The organism is Pseudoalteromonas phenolica (assembly GCF_005876835.1).
Taxonomy (GTDB): Bacteria; Pseudomonadota; Gammaproteobacteria; order Enterobacterales; family Alteromonadaceae; genus Pseudoalteromonas; species Pseudoalteromonas phenolica_B.
Window position 1 is genome coordinate 70,846 of the sequence record NZ_PPSW01000012.1, and the last position, 18,518, is coordinate 89,363.

At 38.4% G+C, this 18,518-nt stretch carries 19 protein-coding genes; 8 read left to right on the forward strand and 11 right to left on the reverse strand.

Annotated features, from left to right (window positions below; all coding sequences use genetic code 11):
• Positions 1–25: 25 nt before the first annotated feature.
• The 4 genes from C1E24_RS08420 to C1E24_RS08435 are packed head-to-tail and all read right to left on the reverse strand — an operon-like array spanning position 26 to position 4,451.
• Positions 26–1,231 carry an EAL domain-containing response regulator gene (locus tag C1E24_RS08420; RefSeq protein WP_138480493.1) on the reverse strand — a complete coding sequence of 402 codons (1,206 nt, stop codon included), beginning with the start codon at positions 1,229–1,231 and terminating at the stop codon, positions 26–28.
• 8 nt (positions 1,232–1,239) lie between these two features.
• Complete coding sequence (locus C1E24_RS08425; protein WP_138480495.1) at positions 1,240–1,590, reverse strand: response regulator; 351 nt, start codon at positions 1,588–1,590, stop codon at positions 1,240–1,242.
• A gap of 7 nt (positions 1,591–1,597) precedes the next feature.
• Entirely contained in the window at positions 1,598–3,388 is a 1,791-nt protein-coding gene (locus C1E24_RS08430) for a PAS domain-containing sensor histidine kinase (protein ID WP_138480497.1), read from the reverse strand.
• Positions 3,389–3,425: 37 nt separating this feature from the next.
• On the reverse strand, positions 3,426–4,451 hold the full coding sequence (locus C1E24_RS08435) for a response regulator (RefSeq protein ID WP_138480499.1): 1,026 nt from the start codon (positions 4,449–4,451) through the stop codon (positions 3,426–3,428).
• A 118-nt stretch (positions 4,452–4,569) separates the two neighbouring features.
• Between C1E24_RS08435 and C1E24_RS08440 the strand changes: the two genes are divergently transcribed.
• A complete protein-coding gene (locus tag C1E24_RS08440) occupies positions 4,570–5,256 on the forward strand; it encodes a response regulator transcription factor (protein WP_138480500.1) in 687 nt (228 codons plus the stop codon).
• 17 nt (positions 5,257–5,273) lie between these two features.
• Here the strand turns inward: C1E24_RS08440 and C1E24_RS08445 are convergent, their stop codons facing one another.
• Positions 5,274–7,430 (reverse strand): exonuclease domain-containing protein, encoded by a 2,157-nt coding sequence (locus C1E24_RS08445; protein WP_138480502.1) that lies wholly within the window; start codon positions 7,428–7,430, stop codon positions 5,274–5,276.
• 286 nt (positions 7,431–7,716) lie between these two features.
• Between C1E24_RS08445 and cspE the strand changes: the two genes are divergently transcribed.
• Positions 7,717–7,923: a transcription antiterminator/RNA stability regulator CspE gene (gene cspE / locus C1E24_RS08450; RefSeq protein ID WP_058029451.1), complete on the forward strand. Its 207-nt coding sequence runs from the start codon at positions 7,717–7,719 to the stop codon at positions 7,921–7,923.
• Positions 7,924–7,991: 68 nt separating this feature from the next.
• On the opposite strand, the gene C1E24_RS08455 is transcribed toward cspE, so the two are convergent.
• A complete protein-coding gene (locus C1E24_RS08455) occupies positions 7,992–8,606 on the reverse strand; it encodes a response regulator transcription factor (RefSeq protein ID WP_138480504.1) in 615 nt (204 codons plus the stop codon).
• Complete coding sequence (locus C1E24_RS08460) at positions 8,599–9,723, reverse strand: histidine kinase (protein WP_138480506.1); 1,125 nt, start codon at positions 9,721–9,723, stop codon at positions 8,599–8,601. The genes C1E24_RS08455 and C1E24_RS08460 overlap by 8 nt, the downstream gene beginning before the upstream one ends.
• A gap of 140 nt (positions 9,724–9,863) precedes the next feature.
• Here C1E24_RS08460 and C1E24_RS08465 point away from each other — a divergent pair, with 140 nt between their 5' ends.
• Positions 9,864–10,166 (forward strand): hypothetical protein, encoded by a 303-nt coding sequence (locus C1E24_RS08465; protein WP_138480508.1) that lies wholly within the window; start codon positions 9,864–9,866, stop codon positions 10,164–10,166.
• 5 nt (positions 10,167–10,171) lie between these two features.
• Here the strand turns inward: C1E24_RS08465 and C1E24_RS08470 are convergent, their stop codons facing one another.
• The gene (locus tag C1E24_RS08470; RefSeq protein WP_138480510.1) at positions 10,172–10,615 is read right to left on the reverse strand and encodes a hypothetical protein; all 444 of its coding nucleotides are present in this window, start codon (positions 10,613–10,615) and stop codon (positions 10,172–10,174) included.
• Positions 10,616–10,825: 210 nt separating this feature from the next.
• Between C1E24_RS08470 and C1E24_RS08475 the strand changes: the two genes are divergently transcribed.
• The 5 genes from C1E24_RS08475 to C1E24_RS08495 all read left to right on the forward strand — a co-directional run bounded on the left by C1E24_RS08475 (position 10,826) and on the right by C1E24_RS08495 (position 13,914).
• Positions 10,826–11,659: a DUF6279 family lipoprotein gene (locus C1E24_RS08475; protein WP_138480512.1), complete on the forward strand. Its 834-nt coding sequence runs from the start codon at positions 10,826–10,828 to the stop codon at positions 11,657–11,659.
• Positions 11,660–12,068: 409 nt separating this feature from the next.
• Positions 12,069–12,452, forward strand: a complete 384-nt coding sequence (locus C1E24_RS08480; RefSeq protein WP_138480514.1) for a thioredoxin family protein — start codon at positions 12,069–12,071, stop codon at positions 12,450–12,452.
• 2 nt (positions 12,453–12,454) lie between these two features.
• The gene (locus tag C1E24_RS08485) at positions 12,455–13,165 is read left to right on the forward strand and encodes a cytochrome c biogenesis CcdA family protein (RefSeq protein ID WP_138480516.1); all 711 of its coding nucleotides are present in this window, start codon (positions 12,455–12,457) and stop codon (positions 13,163–13,165) included.
• A 72-nt stretch (positions 13,166–13,237) separates the two neighbouring features.
• A complete protein-coding gene (locus C1E24_RS08490) occupies positions 13,238–13,486 on the forward strand; it encodes a DUF2798 domain-containing protein (RefSeq protein ID WP_138480518.1) in 249 nt (82 codons plus the stop codon).
• Positions 13,483–13,914: a YtoQ family protein gene (locus C1E24_RS08495; protein ID WP_138480520.1), complete on the forward strand. Its 432-nt coding sequence runs from the start codon at positions 13,483–13,485 to the stop codon at positions 13,912–13,914. Before C1E24_RS08490 ends, C1E24_RS08495 begins: the two co-directional genes overlap by 4 nt.
• 87 nt (positions 13,915–14,001) lie before the next feature.
• Here the strand turns inward: C1E24_RS08495 and C1E24_RS08500 are convergent, their stop codons facing one another.
• The 3 genes from C1E24_RS08500 to C1E24_RS08510 form a co-directional block, all read right to left on the reverse strand.
• Positions 14,002–15,357: a sensor histidine kinase gene (locus C1E24_RS08500; RefSeq protein ID WP_138480522.1), complete on the reverse strand. Its 1,356-nt coding sequence runs from the start codon at positions 15,355–15,357 to the stop codon at positions 14,002–14,004.
• A 94-nt stretch (positions 15,358–15,451) separates the two neighbouring features.
• Entirely contained in the window at positions 15,452–17,407 is a 1,956-nt protein-coding gene (locus C1E24_RS08505) for a HAMP domain-containing methyl-accepting chemotaxis protein (RefSeq protein ID WP_138480524.1), read from the reverse strand.
• Between the two features lie 152 nt (positions 17,408–17,559).
• Positions 17,560–18,504: a sodium-dependent bicarbonate transport family permease gene (locus tag C1E24_RS08510; RefSeq protein WP_138480526.1), complete on the reverse strand. Its 945-nt coding sequence runs from the start codon at positions 18,502–18,504 to the stop codon at positions 17,560–17,562.
• Positions 18,505–18,518: the final 14 nt, after the last annotated feature.

An 18,518-nucleotide genomic window follows, 5' to 3' on the forward strand; every position in this document is an offset into this window, starting at 1 on the left:
AGTATAGCCAACACTAAACTCTGTTTTAATGTGATCTTCTAGATTTCTCGATTTTTTTTAATATAAAGTAATTGAGTTCATTTGCTTTGAGTGGCTTTGAAAATAAGAAACCCTGCATGATACAACTCCCTTGCTCTTGCAAGAAATCAAGCTGTGCTCGCGTCTCTACCCCTTCAACAATCAAGGTAAAATTTAAGGAGCTCACAAGATTAAAGGTTGCACACACTATTGCTTGTGCCTTGGTATTTTGGCCTAATTGCGAAACAAAGCTTCGATCTATTTTAATTTCATCAAAGGGTAAATCTACGAGTTGGCTAATAGACGAATAACCTGTGCCAAAATCATCAATAGATAATTTAACCCCAAAAAGCTTCAATCTTGATATTGCATATAACGCCTCTGCGTTCATTTGTATTGCAATGCTCTCTGTGAGCTCTAAGGTGATCTGTGAGGGTGTAACTTCGTAACGCTTAAATAACTGCACCAAGCTATCAGCAAAGTCTTTATCTAAGTTTTGTGCTGAGATATTAAAAGAGCATGTCAGCATTTTATCTTGCACTAAAAAGTGACTGATTTCTTCAAGTGCTTTATCTATCAATTTCAACGTGTAATCATCTATCAACTGACACTTTTCAAGCACAGAAATGAATTCAAAAGGACTCACACTACCAAGTTCAGGATGGTTAATTCTGGTTAGGCACTCAAATCCTGTTAAAGCTGAAGTAATGCTAGAAAACTGTGGCTGAAACACAGGATAAACGTAATCATTGTTAAACCAAATCGCTAAATCAGTCGCTTTTAAAGATGACTCTATACTTGGTTTCGTTTTTTCAAATAAAGTTCTGGTTTTATGAGGACACGCATTCGCCATATCAATTAGCTGTGAAAGCTTAGATAACTTAATGGGTTTGCTGAGCGAGCCTGCAAAAGCAATATCTAACTTTTTAACCGTCGCTTCAACCGATGAAATAATCTCTTCATCAGCACCTGACATCACCGCAAGGCTGCTAGAAAAGCTATTTTCAGCTAGCTCTAGAATGATATCTAAAGCATCTTTATCTGGCATATAAATATCAATTAAGCACAAGTCTTGGTTATTCATGTTTGAAGTACAAAATGATGCATACGATTTGTGCCCTTCGAAATCTAACCCAAGCGCATCGGCGAATCCTGACAAAATATCGATATATCCTGGGTCATCATCTAAGACTATCAATCTATTTATAGACATAATCCCTCCTAATGCGCTACTTCAAAGTCGGGTGACAACAATTTAACTGTGTCTAACAACTCAGCCAACCTAAATGGTTTTGCAACCAATGCATCAAACTTATAACGAGTTTCAATTTGAATATCACCGGTCACTAATACTTTTTTAATCTGACTCGGTACCCTTTGCGCGATTTCATCGCCTCTAAGTGTTTCGAGACGAAAATCAACAAATAAAATATCGGGCGGGTTCGCAATACAAAATTCAATGGCCGCAAACTCATCGCTAAAGACCGTTAAATCAACCCCTTTTTCTTTGAAAAAACAAAGGAAAATATCGGTTAGATACACTTCATCATCTAAATACACTATGCTGACCATCTTGCACCTATTTTTCTGTTGCTGGGAATGTGATCACAAAACTGGCTCCAAGTTCATTATTTGTCATAGCAATTGTTGCTAGGTGGTCATCCAAAATACCTTTTACAACCGAGAGACCTAACCCTGTTCCATTTGCTGCAAGCTTTGTTGTGACAAACGGCTCAAAAATCGTTTGTATTACTGATGAACAGACCCCGCCCCCGGTATCTTCTATAACTAACTTAGGTAACATGTCTTGCTTCATAAGCTCGACGGTGACAGTTCTTAACTTGTGCTTTGCAAGCGCATCTAACGCATTGTTGATTAAATTTATAATCACTTGCTCTAGTTCAATGTGATTACCCAATACCCATACTTCGTCATGCGCATTCAAATAAATTTTAGAATGCTGACGTTTGGCTCTAGGTAAAGTGAGTGAGATTGCGTCATTAACAACTTCTAGTAAGTTCACAGGTAATTTTTGAGGGGTATCATCAGTTCTTGAGAAGCGTTTTAAGTTTTTAACAATATGAGTGATCCGATCACAAGACTTTAGAATTGCCTGATACTTATCATCTTCACTCCCACCTTGCATTTGCAATAGTTCTGCATAGCCAGAGATGATCCCCAAGGGGTTATTAATTTCGTGAGCCACACTTGCAGCAAGTTCACCTAACGCGGAGAACTTCGCGTTTTGAATACTCTTTTGTCTTTCTTGCTTGAATTTTATCTCGTTTGATTTTTTTTCATGAATATCTTGTACCGTGCCTGATATGAGAAAAGCACCTTTACCTGTCTTATTTGGCTTACCTGTGAAGTTAACCCACTTCTTTTCACCGCTTTGTAAACTCACTAAACACTCTCTGGAGAATGCCCGTTGTTGTTTTTCACAAAACGTAATATCTTCAAGTAAACCTTGTTGATCTAACTCTGTTAAACATGAAAGTACTTCCAATAACGAGGTATCGTTATTATGTGTTGAGCCTAAATTAAAAATTTTGTAAGTTTCTTGAGTACAGGTTAATTGCTGAGTTTCTACATTAAGCTCCCAGCCACCAACTTTGGCTATTTCCCCCGTCTGATTTAACATCTCTAATGTTTTATCATTCAATTTCTGAAAATGAATTCGTTCAGTAATATCTTGCCTTAGGGCAATGAAGGCTTCTATTTTTTTATCTAAATCGAATACCGGAATAATGATGCTTTCTACAATATATAAGTCACCATCTTTCTTCCTATTTTTGATTAACCCCGTCCAAACTTGACCCGATGAAATAGTTGCCCACATCTCTTTGAAAAAAGCTTTATCATGGCACCCTGAGTTCACTATTTTATGGGTTTTACCAATAAGCTCTTCACTGCTGTAACCGCTTATGTCGCAAAACTTTTGATTAACCTCACAGATCACCCCTTTCACATCTGTTTTAGCAAAAATAATATTCTTGGTAATGGCTTGATAGAGCTGTGTATATCGGCTTGAAATTAATCTCTCAGAGGTGACATCCCTAGCCGTGGCAAATATCAACTGCGTTTCTTGATCAAATGTGGCTTTCCAATTCAATATTTTGATTTCTTTACTCGCGGAGATATAGCGGTTTTCAAAATTAATAATCTCTTTTCCTGCACCTAAGCATTCAAGTTCACGGACGGTTTTAGTCACATCATCAGGATGGACAAGATTTAGAAAGGATTCAGATAACAAATACGCTTTGTCGAAACCCAAACAATTTATAAAAGCGTCATTAACTTGAATAAATTTACCATCTAGGGATGCAATACAAAGTAGCTCGTTAGAATAATTAAAAAACCGCTCAAACATACTTAATTTCCTAGTATCAGCTCATGGGCATACGTATTCATCTAGTGACATATTTTCGAACAGATTGATGGCTACTAGACACGAGTTCAGTGGCTTTGGCTATTGTGTCATTAAGCTGGCCTAATTCATCTGGTACCTTTGAGTTCTCTTTATCTGAGGGATTGAATGAATACTTGCACAGTTCAGCCAACAACATTTGGCTTTGCTTTAATTCGTAAGCCAGTTTGCCTAAATGAGATTGTGCGTAAAGGGAGCGAATTTTGTCATCAACGCTGTAAGTAATAGATAAAATATGATCTTGTATTTCAAACATATAGTCTTTTTGCGATGCAACTTTACGTATTAAAATAGAGACATATTCAGAGTTGAATAATAAATGGTTATTAAAGTCTTTTATGCCTGCTTTATAACTTGCCAAAGATGAGAACTTATCATCATCTTCTGATAGCACTTTTCCACCGCCTCTAAAATCGCTCAACACATCAGGCCTGATGTAAATTGCAGCACTAAACCCCAATGTTTCTATGGAATCCGTCAATCTTGAAATTAGGCTATTAAAGTCATTACAACTAGAAATGCTTCGAAAGCAAAATAGCGCTTTCTTATAGCACATTGTTAATTCGGAGGAGACATGAGTCTGAGACGACGCCACTTTGGCTTCTTCAAGCGCCATTTGATAAAGCAAATGTTTATCAATACTCGTAGATACTTTTTTTCTAAGCTCTTTGACTTGAAACGGCTTTGAAAGAAAATCCACTGCACCAATGTCAAATGCTAGCATTTTCTTAGAAAGACTGGTTTCACCCGATACAAAAATAATGTCGCTATGCTTAAGAGAATAGTTTTGATCTTTAAGTTGGTTACAAAACTCAAACCCATTTAAATCAGGTAGATTCAAATCAAGAATAATCGTGTGAGGATTAATATCGTGAATGTTTAGCAATGCATCGCTAGCACAACTAAATGCATAGACATCAAACTCATCAACTAAAATATTGTGATAGAGCTCTAGATAATTTTGATCATCATCAACTAGTAATACTTTGCCTTTAATGCGTTCCATAATCACTGTTTCTCATTTCTTACTTTCGTGGAAAAGACTAATTCAGGTATACCGCATATTTTTGTCTATACTTTTTCTTAGATGTTTCTGAAATGTTTCTTACTCCAAGGGCGCTAATTTGAATTCAATATTGCTCATTGAAGATGATGTACAACTTAGTGAAATGACGTGTGCCTATTTAGAGCTGTGTGGTTTGAAGGTAACGGCGGCACCTTCTGCGAATGATTGTTGGTCATTACTTGAATCAAAGACTTTTGATTTGATCATTCTAGATTTAGGCTTGCCCGATGAAGATGGCTTGGTGCTGTTAAGAAAAATCAGAGCACAAAACTGTGACACCCCAATCATTGTTTCTTCAGGCAGAGCATCTGATGAAGACAAAATTGCGGGGCTTGAATTTGGAGCCAATGACTATCTAGCAAAGCCTTATAAAGTCAAAGAGTTGATGTTGCGGATAAAAATATTACTCAAATCAACGCAGCTATCCGATTCTAGTGTCAATTTAGTTAAGCTTGGGGTGACGTCTTTAAACCTTGTATCTCATGAACTAGTTAATAGCGACGGCCATGAAATATCTCTCACCGCACACGAATATGCCGTTTTGAAGTTTTTAGTGAAAAGTGCTCCAAGAACACATTCTAGAGCAGCAATCATAGATGCCACCCATTTAGAAGAAGGTCCTGAATCTCCGCGCGCTGTCGACACCATCATTTGCCGATTAAGAAAGAAAGTAGAAATTGACCCAAAAAAGCCAACAGTCATTAAAACAGTTAATGGTGTTGGCTATAAAGTCATAACTGGTTAAACATTTCCATCAACACATCAACTCGCTGTATTTACCCTTGCTTTATTAATCTTAATGAACAATTCAGCGGTTGCCATCGCATCATTTAATGCTCGGTGGTGACCGACAAGGCTAATATCCAGATCTCTGCAAATATTGCCCAAAGAATATGATTTATGCCCGGGTAAAAACTTACGCCCTAGCGACACAGTGCATAGCTTTGCGCGCTTGTAATACATGCCGCAACGTGCAAACTCAGCGCGAATAAAACCCATATCAAAATTCACGTTGTGGGCAACAAAAATACACCCCTTTGTAAATGATGCTATGTGCTCAGCAATCTCAACAAACTCTGGTGCATTACGGACCATTTGATTATCAATGCCTGTTAATTCGGTAATGTATTTAGGAATGTGTTTGTTCGGATTAACTAATGAGCTCCAATGCTCAATAACCTCTTCACCAATCACTTTGACCATCGCCACTTCGGTAATACGTTCGTATTCTTTTTTACCCCCCGTGGTTTCTACGTCTATGATCACATAAGGCTGGGCGGGATCAATTTGCCATTCGACTTTTTTAATCGAGACATCAAAGCCTGCTTTTAATAACTGGTTCATGGTCACCAGTTGATTGCGTCTTACACTGTCACCCGGTGCTTTGACTTCGACACAAAACAGCTCGGTATCTTTAACACAAATAAGATCTGGGTAGCCGTCTTTTAGCCCTTTATAATTTTTAGCCATGGCTCGAAGATGCGCACAAAGCGACTCAATGGGAGCGTGCTTTACAAATAGTGAGAGCTCATCAAACAAGCTCTCATACCAAGCAATAAAGCCGTTAGGCTTGCCATAATGGGCTGTGGTTTGTTTTAGCAACCAAGTGTATAAGTCATGATTACTCGAAAAACTAGTTAAACGTTTTTCGATATCTACCTCAAATATGTCATAAAAGCTATTTTCTTTGATAGGTTTAGGTAAACGAGAAAATTCATTACCTAAACCACTGAGTTCATGCTCATAAAGTTCTGGCCAAAATGTTAAACAAAATAGCGCACGCCAGATAATATTCTCGCAGTGAATCGCAGTGATCCCTTGACGAGCAAAGCTATCTATCAGCCCCTGCTCCGGCGAGCCAACGAATGCTTCATCTAAAGGAATAGCCTCCCCTGAATTTCTAAGCATATTTGTTAAAATTGAAGTGCGTTCAGAACAAAACTTTCTTCTTGAAAAGTCTTCGGCAAAAATTAATAAACCTTCATCCGCTGAGTGTTCAATAATATCGTCAAGTTTTTGCTTGCAAGCCTCTATATCGCCTTGAGCATATAAAGTTCTCACTAACTTTTCTTGCGCACTGACATGACCGCTAAGCGTCATTAATTGTGTAGCAAGCTGTGCATACTCAGGCAGACAAAACACGGCGAGTTTATAGGTCAGAGTGTTGTATTTAGATTCGGCCTGAAAGCCCGTTGGTTGTGGAGAATCAGAGTTTACAAGGGTGTGTGCCAATGTCAGTTTTTCATCATCACTCAATGTTTTTAAAGATTGTAGTAATTTAGAGAAATAAAAAGCGGTTTGAGCTTCTTCTTGCTCATCAAAATGGGCGTTTATTTGTGTATTCGTTTTTTCATGTACATCTAAAACACCCAGGTCGCGCATGGAAAACTGCGAAAGTGTACCACCCAATTTGCCAAAATATACAAATAAGCAAAGCTCAAAAATCGGCTTGAAATCAGAATACACATAACGATTAAACACCGAGCACTGTTGCACATTAATATGCTGAACTTGCTGCAAGAGCGCTTCTACCCAAGCTTGTTTTTTTGCTGATTTAACCGGCGTGTTCTCAAGATTTGAATTAATACATACTTGCTGAAGATCTTGTTTTTTCAGCTCTTTAATTAACTCATGAGGTGGTTTATGAATTGCAAACTTAACAAACTCAGCGTCAAGTAGCTCACTGAGAGCAAGTTCAACATCTGTTATTTCGTCATAGTTTAAGTGCTCTTTAAAAACAAACTCACTTTTTCTATTTACAATACGCAATAACAAACACAATGCTGATTCATTTAATAAAGACAATTTTTCTAATTGTTGACGTTGTTTATCTGTAAATAAATGCATACTTGTCGAGCGTAAAAAATTCATTAATTCATTGAAATGTGACAAGTAATACTTTTCAGGTAGAGCTTTCATAACAAACAATAACTGTATATCAATACAGTTATCATATTTCAGATGCTCTGAGCTGTCCAGTTACTGTCTAGTTACCGTTCACTCAAGAAAAAAATTTAAGAAATAACTGGACTTACTCAATCATTGCCTATAAAGTGCGCATCAGCTAGAAAGAAAGTCTAAATTTAAAATCTACATTTCGTTGTACTACTCGTAATACTCGTCCTGAAGCTTTAAGTTCAAGTTTTATTTTCCAAGCAATACCGCCTTCGGGCACATTTTACAATTTATTTTTTAGGATATGATTATGTCTAAAGTAACTGGTACAGTTAAGTGGTTCAACGAATCTAAAGGTTTTGGTTTCATCGCTCAAGAGTCTGGCGCAGACGTATTTGCACACTTCAGTGCAATTTCTGGCGACGGTTTCAAAACTCTAGTTGAAGGCCAAAAAGTTGAGTTCACTGTAACTCAAGGTCAAAAAGGTCCTCAAGCTGAGAACATCGTAGTACTTTAATTTTTAATTAAAATACTCTAGAAAAAGCAGACATTGTCTGCTTTTTTTGTGCCTCAATCTCAAGGTGCTTAAATAATCCCTTCATTAATAGCTTTGATCACAGCTTGCGTCCTGTCAGTAACACCTAACTTTTCTAAAATCTGCGAAACATGATTGCGGATCGTCCCATAAGAGTTGTTTAATGTGCTAGCTATGGTTTTATTGGCCATACCTAATGCCAAACATTTCAGAACTTCATGCTCTTTTTTCGTTAAAGCATCAAACTGCGAGTGTTGTTTTTGTAGTAGAAATTGAGTTAAAGCTGGCTGCAAAACTTGATGACCTTGATATACCGATTTAATCGCTGTTATTAAAGTTTCAAGCTCGGCATTCTTTAGAATATAACCCATGGCGCCTAATTGCATGGCTTTTGCTAATACATCACAATCTTCAAACGTCGTTATTATCAGTACAGGTAACTTTATTCCTTGCTTATTAAGGTAAGTGAGTACACCCAAACCATCTAAATTTGGCATTCTCATATCAAGCAAAACAACATCGAAAGATTGCTCGTTAAGATAGGAAATACACATCTCTCCATCTTCTGCCATAGCGCTTATCATGATTGTCTTATCGAGCTCTAATAGACTCTTTAAACCTAACCTTACTAACGTTTGATCTTCTACTAATAAACACTTAATCATCACAACATTCCTGCTCTTTGAAAGGGAGTCTTATTTGATTTACCAAAATACCATCTTCAATTTCTTGAAAAAATGTCCCACCCACTGCACCGAGTCTTTCTGACAAGCCTTTAAGACCATTTTTCTTGATTGGTAAAACATGTTCGGGCTGATTATGTGAGGCTTCTGCTTCAATCATTGAAACAGACTCATTGCTCACTCTAATAGAAAAATTAAGCTCAGAGGCCTGTGTATGCTTCAAGGTGTTATTGATCATTTCTTGGCAAAAGCGAACTATACATAAAGCAGGTGTACCGTTTAAGTTCTCTAATTCTTTTACCAAATGAACAGAGCATTGTAAGTTAGGTGTTTGAGAAATAAGATTTTCTAGACTGAGTTTTAGCGCCCCTCTACCCCTTCGTTGTGATGAAACAATTTCTCGAACTTCCTCAAGTATTTCTTGGCTGATTTGATGACAAGACGATAGCATTTCTTTAGAGCTATCGTCTGCGGTGCGTTTTAGATAGTCTAAATTTATAGAAAGCGCTGTGAGTTTATGACCCAACGCATCGTGTAATTCGTGTGAGATATGCAACCGCTCCTGCTCTGCACTCATCGCCTGCAGCATGCCTTGCGTCGCTTTCAACTCCTCATAGTTTTGTTTAGATTGGTAATGCATATTTAAACTTTCAACAATCTTTTTGCTAATTACCCCATTCATCAACGCAAACCCAGCCCAAATAGCGACTGTACTCCAAACTAAACTGCCTGATAGCCACCAGTAATATGCTAAATATTCGCCCAGCAATGCCCCAATTAACCCCGACATAATTGGCCAAGAAAAGTGAACACTAAATAAAGCGGTAAACATCACCATATGGATTAATACTAAACTGGTATTCGTTAAGGGGATAAGGGCCACTAGCGAAAGCCAATATACTGCTGCGATAACCCTAACTTGCTCATTTGGTTTTCTGATCGAGTGCCAAAGTAAAACAAGTATTAATGCGTGTATCGGCAACTGCCAATATATAGATATACCTCCGGCTGGGTATAGTAAGCAAAGTGCTGTAACAATACCCCAAGAGATTAAGGTCGATGCTGACCAATCGGTTGTGTGATGAATAACCTGTGACATGAATAATTTTTTCTTTAATTATGACAAACATACAGGTTTAGGAACAGTGCCAAATGTCATAGTTAAGCTCATATTATTGTCACTGTTTTGTTGTTTAACAATCGGGTAAGCTAAATATAATAATTCAAAAAGGAAAAAAAATGGCAACTGCACTTACAAGCCCTGCAACTATTCAAATCGGCGCGATGCGTTCTGACGGCCAACTGTCTTTAAATGAGCAAGGTTTAAGCTTTAAACCTGCAAGCAAATCTTTATCTTTAGGGGCTTTAAAGATTGCCTTATCTGAAGTGAGTCAAGTTGAGCAGTGTTTAGCCAAAGGGGCGGGATTTTTACCTATTTCAGAGCAGGCTATGAGAGTGACTTTAAACACGGGCAAACAGTATGAATTTGTTTTGGCTGAACAAGAGAGTTGGGTAAGTGCCATAAACGAACTACTTAATTAATGCGATTACCCACACTTTTGTAATAACTGCTGTGTTAGCCACGCTTGAGCTTGCTCATGGGTTTTGAAAAAAGCAATATTTTGCTCAAGCAAAGCGGGTGAACGCTGTAGTATGATGTGTTTCGTCATTCTATCATTGACGATAAATGCTTTAGCAATAATCGGTTGAGTATTGAGCCAAACATTATAGGCTTGCAAAGTTTGATACGCCTCAGGCGTGCCACCTTCAAGTTCTAGGTCATCAATCAGCATTGCAAAAGGCTCACCATTCAATGCTCTAACGATGTTTTTTACCGATTCGGTATAATTAAAACAGCCCCTTTCATTGAAGCTGCCAATTAGCTTTGCACTGATAATATTATTTTCTAAAAGCGTTGTAGAAAAACGCCCATGTCCACGTTTAGAAGAAATTGCCATATCACGAAAATAAACCTTAATATCTGACGGCATTATAACCAATCCAGCCACGAGTTTGTTGAACTTTATCAATTTATGGGCAAAAAAAGTGAACAAATAAGCTTGCTCAAAGTCTGAGCATTAAATAATAAATAAGTATGTTTAGTAAAGCCTCGACTGATACAGTCATGGCAACACAAGCTTGTTAGTAATCTAAAACAAAATTAACAACGTAGATTTACGTAAGCTCAGAAAGGAAGACTTATGAAAAAATATTGTTTGCTCTTATTGTTCATACTGTTAACAGGTTGCTCGACTAAGTTTGCTTATAAGAATGCGGACTGGTTAGCTTATTGGTATGTTGACGATTATGTGTCATTAAACGATGCCCAAGAAGGCCTACTCGATGAGCACCTAAAAACTTGGCTTGATTGGCATAGAAGCAACGAATTGCCTGCTTATATCGCCCATTTAAAACAAATCAAAACAGATATCGAACAAGGAAACATCACCCCAGCGCGTATTGCTTATCATAACGATAAAGCCGTTGCGCATTGGCACTCTGTACGTGCAGAAATTGTACCCGACCTAGCCGCTTTAGCACCAAATTTAACTGAAAAACAAGTAAATAACCTGTTCGAAGAACTCGCAGAGCAAGAAAAAGAAAAACAAGAGAAACGAGTAAAACTCAGTGATGAAAAACGCCAAAAACGTTGGTTTACTCGCACGGAGAATTCACTAGAAAATTGGTTAGGTGACATCACCTCATCTCAACACAAAATGGTCAAATCACTTTACCTTGCTCAATCGCCAACATCAGATCTTTGGTCAGATTATCGAGCACGTTATCAAGCCTCTCTCAAAACAGTGTTGTTAAATATTGTTTCTGAGAGTAAAGATCAAGACAAACTTAAATCGCTGTTACTAAGCCCTGAATCATTTCGTAGCGACGAGCTAAACAAATTGAACAACCAAAATCGTCAAAGCTACCACGATTTTTTATATGGTGTTTTTCTAAGTTTAACCGACAAACAAAAACAGCACCTCTTGAGCGAAATTGATGATTTAATTAATGATATTTCTGAATTATCACAATAAATTTGCCTTATAATTTTTGTTAAATTGTTTGTAGATTTTTATAACCAAACCTAGGGCGTGTTGACCTTTGTTGTGTGCTTTTGCAGCAGTGAGTTGGATATTTAGGCAAGGCAGAGGCTGCGTAGCATAGTTATTCTATGTAAGTCAGCCGATAACGCTGAATAAATTTCCAACTCGCGCTGCTCGAAGAGTTCAACCAAAGGCTTCCACTACTTTGTCATTCGCCACTTACATAACCCATTATGCTGCGTAGCTCATTTCGCGTATTAAAAGCCTTTGATTTGAACAAAATTTATACCTCAAAGATAAACACGCCCTAATTTAAAAAATATTTTTATGTTTTTTTGAAATAAAAAACGCATTCCCTCTCTCTACTAGAGCAATTAATCAGTCTTTTAGAGAGAGCAACATGAAGTATATTTTCACCAGCCTTATTAGCTTATTTATGGCATTTTCTGCCTCTGCATTTGAGAAGAAACCATTTAGTGAAGCACTGTTTTCAGAACTACAAACTCAAAATGCGGTCATCATGATTGATGTATATGCCCCTTGGTGCCCAACGTGTAAAAAACAACAAAAGCTTTTCCAACAATACCATGAGCAAAACCCAGATAATCCGTTTCATGTGCTTGTTGTTGATTATGACAACGATAAGCAGTCGGTAAAGAAATTTAGAGCACCTAGACAATCAACGCTGCTTTTATACAAGGGTGACAAACAGTTTTGGTACTCTGTAGCCGAAACCCGTTTCAATGTTATTGAAGAAAAACTAAATAGCGCATTTAAGTTTTAATCATGGGTATTGAATTTGTCTCTTTGCCATTAGCATTAATGGCGGGTGTGCTAAGCATACTCTCACCGTGCGTATGGCCCCTTGTTCCCATTGTGATGGCTTCATCTTCAAATAGCGGTAAAAAAGGTCAATTTGCATTAGCACTGGGTTTGAGTGTCGCGTTCGCGCTTGCTGGCGGTGTATTAACCTTTATTTTATTTAGTCTTGGACTGTCGCCAGAAGTTTTACGCTGGTTTGGTGCTGCTATGTTAGTTCTTATGGGTGTCAGTTTGCTCATACCTAAAGTCGCGAATTGGTTATCTTTGGTATTAACCAAATTGACACCAGAACAACGAACGCAACAGGGCGAGCGAGACGGTGTTTTCAATCAATTTATGATTGGCATGATGCTTGGCCTAGTGTGGCTACCTTGCGTTGGTCCAACACTTGGTGCAGCCATTGCTCTAGCTTCGCTAGGTCAAGACTTACTGATGGCGAGCTCTGTGCTCTTTTTATTTGGCTTAGGTACAGCAAGCGCTTTAATCATTACCAGTATTATCTCGACCAGTGTCTTACAAAAATTCCGACCAAACGTATTCAGTAATGTTGAAAAGCTTAAAAAGCTGCTAGGAATTCTGTTACTCATTTTGGCTATCATGGTCATAACAGGATTTGATAAAACACTTGAAACAATCGCACTTAATTATTTACCTTCATGGGTGACTGGTGTTTAAATAATCCATTCTCAATCACAGAAAGCCAAACATATTGGCTTTCTTTTTCTTTCGTCAAAGGTAGTGCATAAAATGATCTCTGCTAAATATCAAAAACTCGTTTTCTCTTTTTTTATGGCACTATTAATGTCATGCATTATGTCTTTTGTCATTACGCTTTTTAATGTTGGTTTTATTGAAAATATCCTGTTTGTTTGGTTAAAAGCATGGGCTTTTGCGTTTGTTGTCGCGTTTCCAACCATCAATCTTGTCGCCCCCATCGTCAACAAACTGGTAAGCTTAGTTATTATTCAATCAACACCACATGAGGAGCAATCATGAAAATTTACTTATCTGGCGAAATTCACACGGATTGGCGCGACCAAATTATTGCTGGATGTAAAGCGAAAAACTTACCGGTGACATTTATTTCAGCAAATACCGACCATGGGAGTAGTGACGCAGCCGGCGATTGCTTGGGAGAAGAAGAAAAACAGTTTTGGCGTGATCACAAATCAGCTAAGGTTAATGCCATCAGAATTCAAAATGCCATTAAAAGTTGTGACCTTGCGGTGATCCGCTTTGGCGATAAATATAAACAATGGAATGCCGCATTTGATGCCGGTTTCTGTGCTGCACTAGCAAAGCCTTATATTACTTTACACGACGAATCTATTATTCATCCTCTCAAAGAAGTTGATGGCTCTGCACATGCCTGGGCAACCACAACAGAGCAAGTTGTTCAATTAATCGAATATACTTTGGGTTAAAGATTATTAAACCATCTTGCTAACCGCGCGGTTTATGCCGCGCAAAACATAAATTTATATTACGTATAAATTCTCTAACCGAGAGATTTAAGCTGTCTTCTCAACTTGGTGTTTCACCGGCAACTGAATTGTAAATACAGTGCCTTGATTATCAGAATCGACACTCAATTTACCGTTATGCTCTTGGCATATGATTCGATAGCAAATCGCCAAACCCAACCCCGTGCCCTCTCCCACAGGTTTGGTTGTGTAAAAAGGCGTGAAAATATCTTTTAGGTGAGATTTAGGGATCCCACAACCTGTGTCGCTGACTTTTACCTCTATCCAATCACCAAAATACTGGGTGCTAATTGCGATTTTTCCTCGCTCAGAAATCGCCTGCTTTGCATTCATAATGAGATTCATAAACACTTGGTTGAGCTTACCAATATTGACCGACACCTCAGGTAAAGGCTGCAAATCAAGGGAGACTTCACAATCTGTTTTAAGCTCATTCCGTAAAATATTTAAAGTCGATTCAATGCCTTGATTAATATCTGAGAGAATGAAAACATCAGAGTCTTCCCGTGAAAAACGCTTTAAATCTAGCATTATCTGCTTGGCTGATTTGAGGCCATTTAACGTTTCTTGCGTCAGTGCAGATAAGTCATCTAACACATAGTTAAACTCTTCGTCATAAAGCAAGGCTCGGCTTGTAAGCGGCAGATCTGGATCTGATTTTACTCGTTGAATGACTTGGGTTAGCTCAGGCAAAAAGTCTTCTAAAACTGTGTTTAGATTGCTTATTGAAAAACCCAAAGGGGTGTTAATCTCATGGGCAACCCCCGCTGAAAGCACACCCACAGAGGCCATTTTTTCAGATTGGATCAATGCAGCTTGATTCTTCGCGAGTTCATTTAAACTATGCTTTAACTCTTCGTTACTTCTTTCTAAACGAACTTGTGTTTGCTTCAATTTCAATTGATATTGCGCTGATGCAATACGCGGTGAGGCAATGTTAGCTATTACCTGTAATAAGGCTTGTTCAAATTCAGAATAGTCGTTTGGCTTATTTGATTCAGAGTCTATTACAGCTATGGTTTCTCCTTCATAGACTACAGGTACCGCAAGCTCAGACAAACCATCATATTGGTCATTGATGTAACGAGGATCAGTTCGGGTATCACAGACGATTTCGGATTCACCCGTTAAAGCAACAGTACCAACAATCCCCTCACCCACAGGTATTTCTATTCGCTCAAAAATTTCTCTGTCTTTGGGGTTTTTAATACCGAAAGCTGCCATTTGCACGAGTTTATCGCCATTACGCAAATAAATGACGCAATCATCAAACTCCATAATTTCGCCAACACCTTGTGCAATTGACCAGAGCAAATCGTCTAACTCAGCTTGGTTTAACATGGCTAGAGCAAAAGCATTAATTTTATCGACACCATACATCATAAGCAGTACCTCAAAGTATGCATATACAAAAGCATAGTTGAGATACTGCGTTATGGCTGAGAAAAAATATTTAAATGGTTAATTTTTTATTAAACTAGCGCACTCTAAATTGTTTAACAATCCCATCTAGCTCACTGGCAAGTTTGGATAAGTTATCTGCAATTTGAGAAGCTTGATCGGCCCCTTCCATCGTATCATGCGCTTTCTCATTAACGTTTTGCACACTGTCACTGATTTGCTGGCTCACCACATTTTGCTCTTCTGATGCACTGGCAATTTGTACATTCATATCTTTAATGGTGCCAACTGAGTGGGAGATCGTTTCTAAAACTTGCTCTGTTTTAGCGGTTTTTTCAGCCGTTTGCTCTACACCTTGCATATTTGCACGCATAGAATCGACTGAGCGTTTTGCTTCATTTTGTAGCTTAGAAATCATCACCTGTATTTCTTCTGTACTTTGTTGAGTCCGACTTGCTAATGACCTTACTTCATCAGCTACAACTGCAAACCCTCTGCCCTGTTCACCAGCACGCGCAGCCTCAATTGCGGCATTCAAAGCGAGTAAGTTAGTTTGATCTGCAATCCCTCTAATTACATCAAGAATAGACCCCACAGACTCAGTTTCAGCTTCTAAATTTTCTATGGTTTGGCTGACATTGAGCATAGTCTCTACTAATTCAGCCATGGCCTGTTGCGTTTCTTGCACAACTTCTTTACCCGAAACCGCATCGTTATCTGCATTCATTGCCGAATCAGCTGCCATTTGCGCACTTTGTGTAATTTCATTTACAGTGGCAGCCATTTGATTCATCGCTGTAGCTGTTTGTGTTAACTGATCAGTCTGTTGCTCGGCGCCTATTTTTGATTGAGTAGTGATCTGATTCAATTCTTTTGATGTGTTGGTTACTTCAGTCGTTGACTGCATCACTTGTGCAATCATGGCATTTAATCTGTCGACCATTTCGCGCATAGCTAAGTATATGCCCGTCTCATTCCCGGTATTTTGGAAACGATAAGTTAAATCTCCTTGAGATACTGCTTGTACAATTCTCTCCATTTCTGTTGGCTCACCACCAATGGGGGTGCGAATGAGATTCGAAATGAAGTAACTCAAAAAGATACCGACCGCGATAACAATGAGAGAAAATACAATAATCGTCACAATTGCAGATTCACTATCAGCTTGTAGTTCAGGACCAATCTCGTCCTGACGGCTTTTACTGGCTAGCTTAATTCTTTCAATTTGCTCTGCAATTTCAGGCCCTATCTTATTCAATGAATTCTCTATGATGTTGTTGCGAGAAATGATGATATCTTGGACCTTTTTAATGCCTTCAACATATACCTCCGAGCGACGCTTAAAATCATTAAATGCGGCAATATCACTACTATTACTTAATACCGCTTTTAATTTATCCGCTTCTCGCGCAACTTCATCGAACTCATCTAAAGAGCGCTGGTATTCTTCCACAGAGTTATTGATAAGGAACTTACTGACGTATAAACGACCAAGTAGCAATGCTTCTTGCAATTTTGAGGACTTATGCAATAAATCTGTATCCCTGATTGACGCACTTCTATCAATTATCTTGGTAATACTTTTACGCATCTCAGCGCCATTACCATCTAAGTCATTTTGCACAACCTGATTACGTTGTTCAAACAATTGAACCACTTGATTAAAAGCATCTTTGTATTGCTCTGACTTGGACTGAATATCATTTATGACACGTATTTTATTTGGATCTTTAAACTGAGATTTGCCCTGAGTAATAAGATCGTTTAGCAACACAAATCGTTCGTTAAATTGATTCACACTCTGTTGGTCTTGCTCTTTCAAAAACTTTAGTGCATTGAGGCGCACGGATAATAAATTCGCTTGTATTCGCCCAGATAAATTACTATCTCTAGCGTTCATGCGGTATTCGACAAAATTGTCATGGCCAGAGCTTAACGCAAAGTAGGACACTAAGCTCACAACACTCAGCAGGGCAATCATTAAACCAAAAGCAAGGTTTAGTTGGGCGTTTAGTTTTAGACGTTGAAACATTAAAATGACTCTCTGTGATTAACACATCCTGTGCATTTATGATCCATTAAAAGACTCGTTTGATAACTATAGATGATATATTAAATTTTGCGGGATAATATTGATTAAAATTAACTTTTTAGAAATAAAGCTGGCTATGCCAGCTTTATAGATTAAGCAAGATGCCACAAGGCTATGTGATGGTACACGCCAATACCTATCACCACATTTAACGGGAAGGTCAAACCCAGCGAGCTTAACATTGCCAAACCAATATCTGCTTCTTTAATAGATGCCTTAATTGCCGCTGGTGCTGCAATATAAGAGGCACTAGCCATAATACTCGCAAGCACAACGATAGAGCCTAAGGTTAAACCTAGCGCAGCCCCAACAAACACACCCAAAGTGCCTAAGATAAATGGTACTGTTAAGGCAAATATTGCCAACTTCCAATACTTAAATGGCATCGGCCTTAACGTTTGCGCCGCTGTAATGCCCATTTCTAATAAAAATAGTGCCAGCACGACTTTAAAGCTTGAGGTTAGTAGTCCTGTTACTTGTGCCCCTTGCTGTTCGCCATACATTAAGCCGATAAAGACACCGCCAACGAGCAAAATAACACTTTTGTTCGTTAACGCTTCATGCCACAGCGCCTTCATTGATACTTGCGAGCTAGTATCTTGAGAAAGTCTTCTAAATAACAGCAAACCAACAATAATTGCAGGTAGCTCTAACAATACTAGGTAAAGAGTAACTTCTGCACCGACTGTTAATTGATTTGTTTCAGCATAAGCTAAAGCAACAGCAAAAGTACCAGCGCTTACCGAGCCATAGTGGGCTGCAACACTTGCACTATTTGCAATCGACAGGCCAATCAACTTTCTTAAAATCGGGAATAAACTTAGGGGGATAAGTGCCCCTAACGAGACAACCGCCAACATTTGCGGTAATAGAGACCAGCTCACATTACCATGTAATGCTATCCCGCCTTTTAGACCTATAGTCAGCATGAGTAACAAACTTAACGTGTCATAGGTGGCTTTGGGGATCGCAAGATCAGATCTCAATAAACCCGCAACGAGTCCAAGAATAAAAAACATCACGATAATATCTGGCATAAGCACTCCTTAAT